The organism is Xanthomonas dyei (assembly GCF_002939865.1).
In the GTDB taxonomy this organism is placed as follows: domain Bacteria; phylum Pseudomonadota; class Gammaproteobacteria; order Xanthomonadales; family Xanthomonadaceae; genus Xanthomonas; species Xanthomonas dyei.
Window position 1 is genome coordinate 81,746 of sequence record NZ_MDEE01000018.1, and the last position, 13,788, is coordinate 95,533.

A 13,788-nucleotide genomic window follows, 5' to 3' on the forward strand; every position below is an offset into this window, starting at 1 on the left:
CCTGTCGCAACCCGCTGCACGGGCGCAACACGACCAGGCCTAACGTTTTCCTAAACCCGGCCTCGGCATAGTCGCGGGCGCACCCCACTGTGGAGTCCGCTGATGTCTGCGCCCCTCGCCCCGCGCCGTGCCGGCATCCTGCCGCCGTATCTGCTGGACCATATGGCACAGGCGGCGCCCGAACATGCACGCCATTGCGCGCAACTGTCCCGCCAGATCACCGCCCACCTGCGCCAGCAGCGCGCGCGTGGGCCGCTGGCACGCGCACAGGCACTCGCAGCGGATGCCGCACCGGCCATGCAAGCGGTGCGGCGGCGTATCTACGATGCGCAACAGGGCACCGCATTGCCCGGCATCCTGGTCCGCGACGAGGGCGCTGCGGCCACCGATGATGTGGCAGTGACCGAGGCCTACGATGCTCTCGGTGCCACGCACGAGTTCTTCCAGGCCGTCTACGGGCGCAATTCCATCGATGGCGCAGGCATGCCGTTGATCGGCAGCGTGCATTACGAGCGTAACTACGACAACGCGTTCTGGGATGGCGAGCAGATGGTGTTCGGCGATGGCGATGGCGAGGTCTTCAACCGCTTCACCATCGCCATCGATGTGGTGGGCCATGAGCTCGCTCACGGCGTCACCGAACGCACCGCCAACCTGATCTACCAGGGGCAATCGGGCGCATTGAACGAATCGGTGTCGGATGTGTTCGGGGTGCTGATCAAGCAGTACACGTTGCACCAAACCGCAAGCGAGGCCGACTGGATCATCGGCGCAGGCCTGCTGATGCCTGGCATCAACGGAGTGGGCCTGCGCTCGATGCGGGCGCCCGGCAGCGCGTACGATGACCCTGCACTGGGAAAAGACCCGCAACCGGCCACGATGGCCGACTACGTCAACACACAGGAGGACGATGGCGGCGTGCACTACAACTCCGGCATCCCCAATCACGCGTTCTATCGCGCTGCGGTCGCGATCGGTGGCGCTGCGTGGGAGACAACCGGCCGCATCTGGTACCGCACGCTCACCGGTGGCGAAATCGCCGCAACTGCGGATTTCGCCACCTTTGCCGCACGCACCGTCACTGTCGCCAGCACCGATTACGGCGCTGACAGCGCAGAGACACGCGCCGTACAACAGGCCTGGCGCGACGTGGGCGTCCTCGCATGAGTCCACAGCGGCCGCCGGTGGAGTTGGGCGTGACGCTACGTCTTGCACGCGAGGGCGGCGTGGCGGCATTCCCGGCCATGCGCCGCGAGCGGCAACTGCCAATGGATGCGTTGGACGATGCGCAGCGGCTGCACCTGCGCGCGTTGCTGGACCAATGCCTGGTGCATGCGTTGCCGCGCCCGCAGGCGGGTGGCGGCGACCGGCGCTATTTCAGCATCGCCTGGGACGGTGCCAGCGAACCGTTGCGCATTCCCGAAGAACATGCGCCGGCCGAAATCGTGCGGCTGTGGAAGCAGGGCACGCTGTAGCGCGGTGTGCTGCACTGAGCGTGCGCGTGGTGCACCGCGCGCGTGCACATACCGCGCAAACGAAGACACCGTGCAGTGCACGGTGTCTGTCGAAGATGGTCCAACTGCGGATGCCTGCACCCTTTAAGCTGCCTAGATGCTCTAGAACTGCACAGCTGGTGACGCATGGTGGGGATCGGTGCGTTAGCGCAACGTGCAGCGCAGTGGTCAGCTTGAAGACACTCCCATTATTGCTGCAGTGCAGCCATTGCCGCGAATATCGTCCCACCCCTTGCGGCAGTTGATGCTGGGGATGTTGCGCACGCTCAGCCTGCCTGTGCGCACGCCAACCACCAGATGCACGGGTGATAACTGCCCATGCGCAACACGGCTGCGCGCACGTCGCCAAGCGTCTCTCATGCTGGCGCGCTCAGTGCTGCGGTTGCGCTTCCACCAGATGCGCCAGCAACGTCAGCGAGTCCTGCCACCCCAGGTAGCAGGCATACAGCGGAATCTGCTCGGGGATGCCTTCCTGCACGATGTGCACATCGGTGCCGCAGGGCAGCGCGTGCAGCTGCACGGTGGTCAGCATGGTGCCCGGCAACGCCGGGTCGTCGAACACGTCGTTGTAGCGCAGCAAGGCGCTGGGCTGCAGCTCCAGATAGGTGCCGCCAAAGGCATGCCGCTGACCATTGGCGAAGTTGGTAAACGCCATCCGGAAGGTGCCGCCCACCTGCGCATCCAGGTGTTCGACGTTGCCGGTGAAGCCGGCCGGTGGCAGCCACTTGGCCAATGCATCGGCATCGAGGAAGGCGCGGTAGATGCGCTCGGGGCTGGCACGTACGACACGGTGGAGCGTCACTGTGGACATCGGGCACTCGCTTGGCTGGCAGAAGACACCCATCATGCTACCGATCGATGACGCTGGAGTGCAGCTGCAGCACGGGTGAAGCAGGCGCTGGCGAGCGACGCGGCAGGCGCTGCGTGGCCCGCGATCGCACCGAATGCGTCGGGGATGGCGTGGCATGGCGCCTGCCAGGCCGCGCTTCTTGCCAGACATCCACGGTCGCGCGGTGCACGCGCCACTGCGCGCGACATTGCCGCCGCGCTCGCCATCGCCGATAGTCGCGGCATTCATCAGACAACGACCTATGATGCTCGCGATTGTGTTGCTGCTTGTTGCCGGACTTGTCGCTGTAGCGATGATTGTCGGTGCCATCGTGTGGTGGATGCGCATGCGCCAGCCCGAGCCCACTGCCCCGGCAGTCGGCGGTTCCGCCGCGCCTGACGCGCCGGCACCGATCGCGATGGACGAGCAAGCGCCGCCGCCAGCGCCTGCCGCGGCACAGCCCTTGCAGCCCGAGCCGCCGCCGATGCGTCCGCTCTTGCGCCGCATGTATGCCGCCGTGATGGCCAACCCGTCGCTGGCCGACGGCAGCCTGCCCAGCGACCCCGCACAGGTCGCCGTGCTGGAAGTGGCGACCGCCGCGCTCGACCATGTCGACCTGCGCCCGCAGCTGTTGCCGCGTCGCCCGCACCTGTTGCCGCAGCTGATGCGCGCGGTCAACGACCCGGACGCGTCCGGGCGCGGGATCGCCGCGATCATCGCGCAAGACCCCGCGCTGTCGGCCAACCTGCTGCGCATCGCCAACAGTGCGCTGTACCGCCCGCAAGGCGCGCCACTGGAAAGCCTGGAGCGCGCGGTGGTGCACATCGGCACCGAGGGCGTGCGCCAGATCGTTGCCGCGGCGGTGATGCAACCGGTGCTGAGCCTGGATGGCGGCCTGCACTCGCGGCTGCCCGCGGCGGTATGGGACTACGCGCTGCGCACCGCCACCGCGGCGGCCGCCTATATGCGCGAGCGCGGCGGCGACACCTTGTCGGCGCAGCTGGCCGGCCTGCTGCAGGGGCTGGGCGCGGTGGTGATCCTGCGCGTATTGCGCGACGCCTATGCCGAACGCCCCGGCCTGCCCTACAGCCTGGAGGTAGCCGCAGCCCTGGTCGAGCGCCACACCGCCGCAGTGGCCAAGACCATCGCCACCACCTGGGAGCTGCCGGCAGTGCTGGGCACCGCACTGGACGAACAGCGCCCCGAGCACGACAGCAGCTTGTTGGCCACCTCGCTGGGGCGCGCACTCCGCTACGGGCGCCTGGCCGCCGCGCTGGCCATGCTGGCTCGCCATGGCGCCGAGCAGCAAGACCATGCCCTCAGCGTGCTCGCGACGCTGGAACCGGACGACGCAGTCAATGCGGCGTTATGGCAACGGCTGGTAGCTGCCAGCGTGGAGTAGACCGGCAGCTGCCTGCCGTTGGCTCGCGCATCGCATGCATTGGCCGTCGTCCGCGCAAGCGTTGCGCTGCTGGCCTGCACCGATGCGCCGACCGGCTGATCACGCAGCCAGGCCGGACGCATCTGCCGGACCCGCTCCCCGCTCAACGCGCATCGCCTCGGCGCGCAGCCACGCGAACAATCCGACTGCCTGATCTGCCGGACGGTCTGGTGCCGCCATGTGGCGCGCGGGAGCGATGTCGAGTCGGTCACAACGCGTTGCACCGGCGCTGGCCAGCGCCGTTTCCACTTCGCTCGCCATGCCGTGGCTTCGCATCGCAGTCTCCGAGGCGGCCGGCAGGCTCCATAAGCTAAGCACCGGTCTGATCCGCTCGCTGCATCACGACCTTGGGATGACATGCCGGCTGCAACGCACGTGCGCAATGACCGTGCGCGGCGGGTGCGTGTGATCGCCACACCCTCGCAGCGCCTCCCTCTGCCACAGGTGCACCATGTCCCAGCGCAATGTCGGTACCGTGCGACATCCGCTTGTCCTGCTGTTTGGTCTCTTGCTGGCTGTGCCGCACTGCGTTGGCGCGCAGCAGCCGGTGCAGGCGGCCAGTGCCGACACCCCGTATATCGATCGCATCGCCTATTCGGTCAAGGCCGATGCCGGGCTGGATGCCAGCGTCGCCAACGAGCGCTCTGCGTTGATGCATTACCTGTGGCGCGGCAAGCAGGACACCGTGGCCTACAGCGTACGCACCGGCCACCTGATTGCGCGCGACGCGGCCGGGCAACCGCAAGCGACCTTGTCGTATGTGGCCTACACCGCGCCGGCACGCAACGGCAAACCGCGGCCGCTAACGTTTTTCTACAACGGCGGTCCCGGCGCATCGGCATCGCTGTTGCATCTGGCCTCGTTCGCACCCAAGCGCATGGCCACCGCAGCGCCCAGCTTCGGCAGCTGGCCCAATTACCCGATGGTGGACAATGCCGAGAGCCTGATCGCCAGCACCGACATGGTGTTTATCGATCCGCCGGGTACCGGCCTGTCGCAGGCGATCTTGCCCAACACCAATGCCAGCTTCTGGGGCAGCGATGCCGATGTGCGGGTGATGCGCGACTTCATCCAGCGCTATGTGCAGGTCAATCGCCGTGCCAATGCACCGCTGTATCTGTTCGGCGAATCCTATGGCACCACCCGCTCCGCCATGCTGGCGCTGGCGCTGGAATCGGCTGGGGTACGTTTGCGCGGCATCGTGCTGCAGTCCTCGATCCTGAACTACTACGCCGACACGATTGCGAGCGGTGGGCTGTATTACCCGGATTACGCAAAAGGCATGAAATACAGCGGCGACACCATCGGCGGCTATTTCCCCAGTTATGCCGCAGTTGCCGCGTATCACAAGCAGACCGAGGTCAGCGCAAGCGATGAGTTCTATGCGCTGCAGATGCGCGCGTTCGTCAGCGTGGTGCACGCGGAGTTTCAGCGCTATGGCCCCACCTGGGTGCTAAGTCAGTATGGGTTTCCAACCATCCTGGGCAAGCCGGTACAACCCGGTGCAGCGGTGCTGACGCGGTGGCGGCCACTGTCCGGGTTGACCACGCAGGCCTTGCAAGGCTACTTCTCGCTGGCCTCGTTCAATCAAGGCCTGCTGCCCGGCACTAGCATCGGCCGCTACGACGGGCGTGTCAGCCTGCCCAACAGCGACGGGCGACTGAAGAACGATAACGACCCGTCCAACATATTGATCGAGCGCCCCCTGGCCAACGCACTGGCGCAGCAGTTCAGCACCTATCTGGGGTATAGCGCGCCCAACGCGACCTACACCTCGCTCAACATGGACATCATCAACGTCTGGGACTTCCGCCATGCAGGCCGGCTGCTGCCAGATACCCTGCCAGACCTGCTCGGCGCGCTGCGCCTGAATCCGGCGCTCAAGGTCTTTGCGGTCAGCGGTTATCACGATCTTGCAACGCCGTTCTACAGCAACGAAAAACAACTGGCGCGGCTACGCACCATTCGCAATCTCGATGCCGATGTGCAGGTGGCCACCTACGCGGGCGGCCACATGATCTATCTCGACGATAACTCGCGCCCCAAATTGCAGGCCGACCTCACCGCCTATTACGCCAACGCGCCGATCGCCGATGCCGTGCCGTTGGCCTTGCTGGATTCGCCATGGCCAGACAACCGCAACGTCAATGCCGCGACTGCTGCAACCGCAACGCCATGATCGCGCTCCGCTCATCCATCGCGAGGAACTCCTGATGCGCCTGCTCCGCTGCCTCCGTTATGGCACCGCCATGCTTGCCGTGGTGGCCACCACCGTCAGTGCGCAAGCGCTGCCGCCGCAACGCGTCGCTTCCATCACATCCAACGCCCACCACGGAGGGATCGATGGCCCATTCATGCCCACCGCGCAGCTCGGCCTCGAAGCCGAGCGCACGGACAGCACCGGCGACACGCTGGAAGACCAGGCGCAACAGCGCATCACCAGCACGCTCGGCGCCGACGGTGCACTGGCGCATCGCGATGCGCTCACCAAACAGCAGGCGCAAGCGCGCGGGCTGGGGTTTGTCGCCACGCACTTCGAGCAGATCGACCGCAGCGGCAGCGGTCGTGTCACGCTGCAGGACGTCGAGGCGTACTTGCGCGATCAACGTCGCGACAAGTGATGCAGACCACTGCAGCCACCAGTGAACACCGCCTCTGCCATGGACGCATGGCGGCAGCAGGGTCGCGGCGCAGGCACTCACCGCGCGGGCGAGTGCCTGCCAGCGCACTCACGCCTGCGCGGCGATCAGCTCCTTCACCCGCGCGGTCAGCACGCTTACGCTGAACGGCTTGGTCAGCACCGCCATGCCCGCTTCCAGGTGGCGGTCGTCCAGCAAGGCGTTTTCGGCAAACCCGGTAATGAACAGCACCTTGAGACCGGCGCGGTGGGCGCGGCCGGCGTCGGCCATCTGGCGGCCGTTCATGCCGCCGGGCAGGCCCACGTCGCTGATCAGCAGATCGATGCGCGCGTCCGATTGCAGCAGGCCCAGGCCTGCCACGCTGTCGCCGGCTTCGATGACGGTATAGCCCAACTCCTGCAACACCTCGCCCAATAGCAGACGGATGGACGCCTCGTCGTCGACGATCAATACCGTCTCGCCGGCATCGGTGGGCGTGAGTTGTAGCGGGTCGGTATGGGCATCGGGCTGCATTGCATCGCCCAGGTGGCGCGGCAGATACAAACACACGCTGGAGCCCTTGCCCACTTCCGACTGGATCCGCACCTGCCCGCCGGATTGCTTGGCAAAGCCATAGATCATCGACAGCCCCAACCCGGTGCCTTCGCCCAGCGGCTTGGTGGTGAAGAACGGGTCGAACGCGCGCGCCACCACGTCCGGCGGCATGCCGGTGCCGGTGTCGCCGACGCACAGCCACAGGTACGGGCCCTGGCGCATGCCCAGTTGCCGTGCCATGTCGTGGTCGATCCAGTGGTTGCCGGTCTCGATCCGCAGACAGCCGCCATTGGGCATGGCATCGCGCGCGTTGATGCACAGATTGAGCAGTGCATTTTCCAGCTGCGAGGCGTCCACCAGCGCGGGCCACAGCGCGGCGTTGGGCGTGTACTCCACCTGGATGCCTGGGCCCACCGTGCGCTGTACCAACTCCAGGATATCGACGATCAACTGGCTGACATTGGTCGGCTTGGGCAACAAGGTCTGCCGCCGTGCAAACGCCAGCAAACGGTGCGTCAACGCCGCCGCGCGCGTGGTGGCGCTCTGCGCGATGCCCAGATAGCGCGGCAACTCCGCAAAGCGCTGCTGCTCCACGCGCAGCATCATCAATTCCAGTGCGCCGGAAATGCCGGCCAGCAGATTGTTGAAGTCGTGCGCCAGCCCCCCGGTGAGCTGACCCACCGCTTCCATCTTCTGCGCTTGGCGCAGCGCTTCTTCGGCCACCATCAGCTCGCGCGTGCGCGCGGTGACGCGCTGTTCCAGCGTCTGGCTCAGATCGCGCAGCGCGGCCAACGCACGGTCGCGTTCTTCGGACAAGGCGTGGCGTGCGTCGATATCCAGCAGCACGCCGGGAAATCGCAGCGGCGTGCCGTCCGGCGCATGTTCGACACGGCCGTTGGCTTCCAGCCAGTAGTAATTCCCATCGCGACGCTTGACCCGGTACTGGTGCGCATACGCACCGCCACGCGCAATCGCCTTGCTGATCGCCGCACGCAAGCCATCTCTGTCGTCCGGGTGCACCGTGGCGATGACCTGCTCCAACGGCAGGCCGGTGCGACTGCACGACGGATCGAAACCGAAGGTGTCGGCGAAGGCTTCGTCCACCGAAAACGCATCGTTTGGCAGATCCCAGATCCAGGTGCCGATGATCGCCCCGGCGGCCAGTGCCAACTGCACGCGCTCGGCATTGCGGCGCGCAACGGTCTCCGCTTCCAGCGCGCGATCGCGCTCGCTGGTACGGCTCACCACTTCATGCACCAGATGCGTGTTCGCATTGCTCAGCATCGCGTTCTGAATCTCGCGATGACGCTCGGCCGCCACTTGCGCGGTGGTTTCGATGGCGATGTTCAACAGCCCCACGATGCTGCCGTCTTCTCCGCGGATGGGCGAGGCGGTGGAATTCCAGTACGTGGTTTCGCGCACGCCGTTGCGCACCATCGGCAACGAAACAACACCCTGGCCGTAGCCGTCGCCGGTCCGCATCACCTGTGCAAAATCCTCGGCGATGGGCGCATAGGTTTCGCCCCAGACCTCGGCCACCGGTTGCCCCAGTGCGTACGGATGGCGGTCGCCCAACGATTGCAGATACACATCGTTGTAGAACAGGCGCAGTTGCGGCCCCCACAGCACTGCGCCCAACAACCTGGCGTTGAGCATCATCGATAACGCCGTGCGCAGCGATTGCGGCCAGGTGTGCGGGTCGCCCATCGGCGTGGCCGCCCAGTCGTGCGCACGGATCGCCGCCCCCATGACGCCACCGCCGGAGAGGAATTCCAGACCGCTCGGCTCGATGGCGGGGTGCGCTGTGCTCACGTGGTAGCGGCCGTGCCTGGTTGTGAAGTGGCCGCATTGTGGCACGCGCTCCTGCACGGAATGTGCAGTGGCTGTGCACTGCCGTCGGCGTCAGAACGGAGGTGGTTGCGCTGGCGCGTGCAACCGCGCCGTTAGCCGGCAGCGCCCCGCGGCAGCGATCCTGGCCGGCCAAGTCCGACACCGTATTCAGCGTGCTGCTGGCCAATGTGTGGCCACCAGCTAGCAAGTACCTCGCCGTGTTAGACCGATCGCCCGGGGACGCGACTGTGACGCCGCCAGTCGCAGCGTCATATTGGATGCATGAAGCGCGCGGCACTCGCAACAGGGCGGCCAAATGCGAGCGCACATCATGCTCACACCGGCCCAGAGAGACTGGCCGGGTTCCCAAACTACGAGAAACGTCCCATGGATAAGAACCGTATCGAAGGCACCGCCAAGCAGATCAAGGGCTCGGTCAAGGAAGCCGTCGGCCGCGTCACCGGCGACAAGAGCACCGAGCTGGAAGGCGCCGCCGAAAAGAATATCGGCAAGGTGCAGGCCAAGGCCGGTGAAGTAGCCGACAAGGTGCGTAACGCTGCCAAGTAAGGGTTTGTGAGTTGGAAGAATGCGAGAAACTGGCGCAACGCGTTGACGGCAGTCGCTGAAAAGCAACGCGTCGATGGCCTCGGTCAGGAGCAGTGTGATTGTGGCGGGCAGGAGCTTAGCCGGCCGAATCGAGCAGTCACTTGGTTGGCCGGATGAGGTGTCTGGACGGATGAAGTGCCTGCATTATCTGCTTGCTACGACAGATAATCCGCTCGCTGCGATCCGCCCCGCTCATTAACTCGCATTAGACGGCGCTACAGCGCTCGATACTTGCACCCCAGAGTACCCAACAATCAACGACGCCCCGACTGAATCGGGGCGTCGTTGTTTTTATCGTATCCAGTCAAAAACCAAATGACCTGAGCAAGCGAAAACCAGCTAACGCACGTCCGGCAAGTCAACCAAAGCACGTGCAGCCATTCCCTTCTCCCCTCGGGAGAAGGTGGCCCGAAGGGCCGGATGAGGGTACGGGCAAAGCCTGATGTAACTGAGCCATCACGTGTGGCCGTACCCTCACCCCACCCCCTCTCCCGCGGGGAGAGGGGGTGGTCACCGCATATGTCCAGCAAGCGCTGTCACAGCGCCTTTTTTCCTGTGCCACGTGGTGCGCACCAATGATTGCTATCGCTGCAACCAATGGCGCGCGGCACTGTTTTTATCGTTCGCCCGATGCCAGCAACTGTGCACTGGAAGATGACGCCGACGCCCTTGCTCACACCGGCCGATACGTCTGCGCCATAAACCCGCTTGGGAAGGTCTTGGTGCCGATCAGCGTGAGCGGCCGTGGTGCGGGCAGGCCATCGAAGATCGGCAGGCCCTTGCCCAGCACGATCGGGTACACGCCCAGCACGTACTCATCGACCAGGTTGTGCGCAATCAAACTACGCGCAAACGCCGCACCGCCATGCGCGATGATCGGCTTGTCACCGTGCGCCTTGAGCTTGGCCACTTCTTCAGCCAGATCGCCACTGGCCACGTAGGCCTGCGCCCAACTCTGCGCGCCATCCTGCAATGGTGCGCCTGCCGCGTCGGCCTGTGCCTGCGCAGCCTGGAGCGCGGTAACAGCCGCGTTTAATACTGCTGCGCCCTGCGCAGAAAACACCGCCTTGGGGATCTGATTCATCGGCGGCGCAAACGGGGAGGTGGCCGTTGGCCAGAAAGTCGCCATGCCCTGAAAGACGCGACTGCCCATGATGTGCAGGCTGGCCTCCCACGCAGTGGCGACCTTCCAGGCGATCGCCTCCTGGTCACCGCTGAATATCCAGTCCACCTCGCCATCGGACCCACTGACAAAACTGTCCAACGACACCGACATCATCAATTTCAGCTCACGCATTGCAGTTTCCTCGTGCGCCCCGGCAGGAGCGAGACGGCGGTGGGCGGGATGCCAGCCTTGCAACAACGACGAGGGGACTGTACGAAATTCGACATGCGTCTGCACCGCGTTGCCTGCTGCCATACAGACCGTCAGGCAGCGAGCGCGGCCTTGCGGCAAGGCTGGGACAGTCTTGGTCCCCGCTTCTGACGATCAAAGAACTTCGCTGGCATCTTTTGGGGTACTCCCGCGTCATATGTCCAGGCATACCTAATCGACTCGCGAGCGAGAGCAGCGGGCAGGCACCTGCAGTAAGCTCATCGCCACTACACGACCGCGTCTGATTGGGTCCCATGCCATGCCAGCAGCCCTAAACACCAGGCATTACTCACCTTCAGCTCGGCGTCCGCGACCAACATTGCGATGCGCACCCATAAGGCGCATCTGATGACACACGCCGTACCAGCACCCATGCGACCCAGCACTGCGCTGGTGGTGATCATCGTGGCGCAGTTGCTGGGCACCTCGTTGTGGTTTTCGGCCAATAGCGCGGCCGACGACGTGATGCGGCAGTGGGGCGTGGGTGCGGCGGCCATCGGGTTGCTGACCATGGCCACGCAGGTCGGTTTTATCCTGGGTACGTTGAGCTTTGCGCTGAGCGGGTTGGCCGACCGGTTTGCGGCCAGCCGCATCTTTGCCAGCTGCGCGGTAGGCGGCGCGGCGTGCAATCTGGGTTTTGCGGTGTTTGCCAGCGATGTCGCCACGGGGATGGTGTGGCGCTTTGCGGTGGGGCTGTGCCTGTCTGGCATTTATCCGATCGGGATGAAGCTGGTGGTGCAGTGGGCGCCGCAACATGCGGGTAAGGCGCTGGCATGGTTGGTCGGCATGCTCACGCTGGGCACCGCGTTGCCGCAGGGCATCAAGGCAGTGGGTGGCGCGTTGCCGTGGCAGACACCGATGCTGGTGGCGTCGGTACTGGCGGTGATTGCCGCAGTGATGATCCTGCGACTGGGGCAAGCTGCGTCTGCGCCGCGACGGGCGGGCGGCAAGCTGGCGTTCGGTGCGGTGTTGCAGGCGTTTTCGCTGAAGGACTTTCGCGCGGCCACGTTTGGCTACTTCGGCCACATGTGGGAGTTGTATGCGATGTGGACGCTGACGCCGCTGCTGATCACCCGCGCCGGGTTGGCGCAGGCGCTTGGGGTGAGCACGGCCATGTTGGCGTTTGCGGTGATTGCCGCAGGGGCGGTGGGCTGCGTGTTGGGCGGGCAGTTGAGTGCGCGCATCGGCAGCGCGCGCGTGGCGGCGGTGGCGTTGCTGATGTCGGCACTGTGTTGCCTGGCGTTTCCGTGGGTGGGTGCGCAGTCGGGCTATGCAGCACTGGCGTTGATGCTGGTGTGGGGCACCAGTGTGGTGGCGGACTCGCCGCAGTTTTCTGCATTGGCTGCACGTGCGTGCCCGCCCGCCATCGTGGGCAGCGCGTTGTCGATGCAGAACGCGATTGGCTTTGCGATCACGGTGGTGGCGATCGGCGTGACCACGCGGTATGTAGACGCGCTGGGGCTGCAAATCGCGTGGGTACTACTGCCGGGCCCGTTGCTTGGGTTGCTGGCGCTAATGCCGTTGTGGCGCAAGCGGCCAGCAACTTTGGCGTGATGTGATGCCAGAAGCGAGCGCCGCGCGGTGTGGCGCAGTGCCCTAACCGGCAAGGGGCACCGCAGTCGGCAGAAATGGCGCTAGATGCCGCGCACACGGTTGAGGTGGCCAAACTTTCGTAGCGGCATCCTTGTGTCGTCGTGGCGACAGGCGTCAGAGACAGGCCCTGAGTACCAAGCGGACTGAACCACCCGCGCATGCAACGCGTGGGCTAGGATCGGTGCGAACAGGGGGAACACCATGGACAGAATCACCATCGCGCGCCGTGGCGCGCTGGCGCTGACAGCGCTGTGCATGCTCGCGTGCGCACAAGGCGCGCCGGCGCAGGGCATGCGCTCAGCCACGGGCAAGGCGACGAGCAAATACATCCCGCCAACGCGGCAACCGTACAACTCCATGGCGCGCGACACCACGCCCTTCAATTGCGAGCAGCACCGCGCGCACCCGCATCCGGGCATGGTGCGTTACTGCCAGAGCATCGAGAACATGATGCTGCGTAACGAGGCGCGCAGTCAGGGGCGCCCCGCTCCGTCGGATTCCATCATTGCGCTACCGGGCCTTGGCACGGCAGAGGCCAAACAGCTGGGTTACGCCTGCGTGGGCGGGCAAGCGATGAAGCGGCTGCGCAATGGATGGGAGCAGGTGTCGGCTGCTGCGGGTGGGTGGCAGCGGTGTCAGGGTGGATAGGTGAACCTATTCTCCGCCAGCTCTGAACAAGGCCAACATCCGCCAAGAAACGGTGGCGCTGATCAGAAATGAAATCCCCACCGCTAGCACCGGCGCGAAGCGCAGTGGCGTACGGTTAAACCCTGACCACGGGAATGCCCGCTTGATCAGCAAGAACGGATATCCCAGCAAAACCGCGAAGAAAGTGGGATCCCAGCTGAATCTGTCGCCACGTGGCACCCCATTGAAGACTACGTCAAGGCCAAAATAAAGCATGTAAGCAGCAAAGCCCATGAGTATCACAGCATGGACTTTGAGCGCGGTTCCAAGCTTTTCCCGGCGAATGAAGGCCAGCACCGAGAATGCCAACGCAACGATCACGGCAGGCACAGACACATAGGCAAACGCAATCTCCTGCGCCATCTCCGGCACCTTGCCGGTACTCACCAACAGCAGGGCGCCCCCATGTGCGAGCACTACAAGGGCGCACAGTGCAGAGTTTACGCAGAGCATCGCAAAGGAACTGATGCTGTCCAGCCTATCCAACAGCGAGTTAAGAATTTTCACGACTACTCTCGGTATCAATGCCCCCCTTATGTCACATCGAACAGCTCGTCAGGACGTGGCAGGCGGAAAGAAACTGACTGTTATCCTACCTCAAGGTAAGCAGGGCGGATAAGTGAACCTCGCCGCGTTGTTTGTAGTTAAAGCGCTAGGGAAGGTCTGAATAACGATGCCTGAGAGGGCAGAATGTCCGCATCGTTCCGGAGAATCGCGTTTGGATCTTCGGAGTTTCGCCA

At 64.7% G+C, this 13,788-nt stretch carries 12 protein-coding genes; 8 read left to right on the forward strand and 4 right to left on the reverse strand.

Annotation, left to right across the window (positions count from 1 at the left end):
- Window positions 1-102: 102 nt before the first annotated feature.
- Complete coding sequence (locus tag XdyCFBP7245_RS13335) at window positions 103-1,167, forward strand: M4 family metallopeptidase (RefSeq protein ID WP_104616071.1); 1,065 nt, start codon at window positions 103-105, stop codon at window positions 1,165-1,167.
- The gene (locus tag XdyCFBP7245_RS13340; protein ID WP_055852801.1) at window positions 1,164-1,475 is read left to right on the forward strand and encodes a protealysin inhibitor emfourin; all 312 of its coding nucleotides are present in this window, start codon (window positions 1,164-1,166) and stop codon (window positions 1,473-1,475) included. Before XdyCFBP7245_RS13335 ends, XdyCFBP7245_RS13340 begins: the two co-directional genes overlap by 4 nt.
- A gap of 409 nt (window positions 1,476-1,884) precedes the next feature.
- Here XdyCFBP7245_RS13340 and XdyCFBP7245_RS13345 read toward each other — a convergent pair whose 3' ends face one another.
- Window positions 1,885-2,481 carry an SRPBCC family protein gene (locus tag XdyCFBP7245_RS13345; protein ID WP_386261511.1) on the reverse strand — a complete coding sequence of 199 codons (597 nt, stop codon included), beginning with the start codon at window positions 2,479-2,481 and terminating at the stop codon, window positions 1,885-1,887.
- Between the two features lie 124 nt (window positions 2,482-2,605).
- Here XdyCFBP7245_RS13345 and XdyCFBP7245_RS13350 point away from each other — a divergent pair, with 124 nt between their 5' ends.
- From XdyCFBP7245_RS13350 to XdyCFBP7245_RS13365, 3 genes are all read left to right on the forward strand, one after another.
- Window positions 2,606-3,745 (forward strand): HDOD domain-containing protein, encoded by a 1,140-nt coding sequence (locus XdyCFBP7245_RS13350; RefSeq protein ID WP_104616073.1) that lies wholly within the window; start codon window positions 2,606-2,608, stop codon window positions 3,743-3,745.
- A 490-nt stretch (window positions 3,746-4,235) separates the two neighbouring features.
- A complete protein-coding gene (locus tag XdyCFBP7245_RS13360; protein ID WP_104616075.1) occupies window positions 4,236-5,963 on the forward strand; it encodes a S10 family serine carboxypeptidase-like protein in 1,728 nt (575 codons plus the stop codon).
- 34 nt (window positions 5,964-5,997) lie between these two features.
- On the forward strand, window positions 5,998-6,405 hold the full coding sequence (locus XdyCFBP7245_RS13365; protein ID WP_146091673.1) for a 2-oxoglutarate dehydrogenase: 408 nt from the start codon (window positions 5,998-6,000) through the stop codon (window positions 6,403-6,405).
- Between the two features lie 108 nt (window positions 6,406-6,513).
- Here the strand turns inward: XdyCFBP7245_RS13365 and XdyCFBP7245_RS13370 are convergent, their stop codons facing one another.
- A complete protein-coding gene (locus XdyCFBP7245_RS13370) occupies window positions 6,514-8,769 on the reverse strand; it encodes a PAS domain-containing protein (RefSeq protein ID WP_104616077.1) in 2,256 nt (751 codons plus the stop codon).
- A gap of 405 nt (window positions 8,770-9,174) precedes the next feature.
- On the opposite strand from XdyCFBP7245_RS13370, the gene XdyCFBP7245_RS13375 reads away from it, so the two are divergent.
- The gene (locus XdyCFBP7245_RS13375) at window positions 9,175-9,354 is read left to right on the forward strand and encodes a CsbD family protein (protein ID WP_104616078.1); all 180 of its coding nucleotides are present in this window, start codon (window positions 9,175-9,177) and stop codon (window positions 9,352-9,354) included.
- Between the two features lie 712 nt (window positions 9,355-10,066).
- On the opposite strand, the gene XdyCFBP7245_RS13380 is transcribed toward XdyCFBP7245_RS13375, so the two are convergent.
- The gene (locus XdyCFBP7245_RS13380; protein ID WP_104616094.1) at window positions 10,067-10,690 is read right to left on the reverse strand and encodes a dihydrofolate reductase family protein; all 624 of its coding nucleotides are present in this window, start codon (window positions 10,688-10,690) and stop codon (window positions 10,067-10,069) included.
- 450 nt (window positions 10,691-11,140) lie between these two features.
- Here XdyCFBP7245_RS13380 and XdyCFBP7245_RS13385 point away from each other — a divergent pair, with 450 nt between their 5' ends.
- Entirely contained in the window at window positions 11,141-12,322 is a 1,182-nt protein-coding gene (locus XdyCFBP7245_RS13385; protein ID WP_104616095.1) for an MFS transporter, read from the forward strand.
- Window positions 12,323-12,562: 240 nt separating this feature from the next.
- A complete protein-coding gene (locus XdyCFBP7245_RS13390; RefSeq protein ID WP_170068642.1) occupies window positions 12,563-13,009 on the forward strand; it encodes a hypothetical protein in 447 nt (148 codons plus the stop codon).
- Between the two features lie 6 nt (window positions 13,010-13,015).
- On the opposite strand, the gene XdyCFBP7245_RS13400 is transcribed toward XdyCFBP7245_RS13390, so the two are convergent.
- A complete protein-coding gene (locus tag XdyCFBP7245_RS13400; protein ID WP_104616079.1) occupies window positions 13,016-13,555 on the reverse strand; it encodes a hypothetical protein in 540 nt (179 codons plus the stop codon).
- Window positions 13,556-13,788 lie beyond the last annotated feature (233 nt).

Coding starts and splice junctions, on each gene's coding strand:
- XdyCFBP7245_RS13335 (WP_104616071.1), top strand. CDS start 103: ATGTCTGCGCCCCTCGCCCCGCGCCGTGCCGGCATCCTGCCGCCGTAT.
- XdyCFBP7245_RS13380 (WP_104616094.1), bottom strand. CDS start 10,690: ATGCGTGAGCTGAAATTGATGATGTCGGTGTCGTTGGACAGTTTTGTC.
- XdyCFBP7245_RS13390 (WP_170068642.1), top strand. CDS start 12,563: ATGGACAGAATCACCATCGCGCGCCGTGGCGCGCTGGCGCTGACAGCG.
- XdyCFBP7245_RS13340 (WP_055852801.1), top strand. CDS start 1,164: ATGAGTCCACAGCGGCCGCCGGTGGAGTTGGGCGTGACGCTACGTCTT.
- XdyCFBP7245_RS13375 (WP_104616078.1), top strand. CDS start 9,175: ATGGATAAGAACCGTATCGAAGGCACCGCCAAGCAGATCAAGGGCTCG.
- XdyCFBP7245_RS13365 (WP_146091673.1), top strand. CDS start 5,998: ATGCGCCTGCTCCGCTGCCTCCGTTATGGCACCGCCATGCTTGCCGTG.
- XdyCFBP7245_RS13345 (WP_386261511.1), bottom strand. CDS start 2,481: ATGCCACGCCATCCCCGACGCATTCGGTGCGATCGCGGGCCACGCAGC.
- XdyCFBP7245_RS13385 (WP_104616095.1), top strand. CDS start 11,141: ATGCGACCCAGCACTGCGCTGGTGGTGATCATCGTGGCGCAGTTGCTG.
- XdyCFBP7245_RS13360 (WP_104616075.1), top strand. CDS start 4,236: ATGTCCCAGCGCAATGTCGGTACCGTGCGACATCCGCTTGTCCTGCTG.
- XdyCFBP7245_RS13350 (WP_104616073.1), top strand. CDS start 2,606: ATGATGCTCGCGATTGTGTTGCTGCTTGTTGCCGGACTTGTCGCTGTA.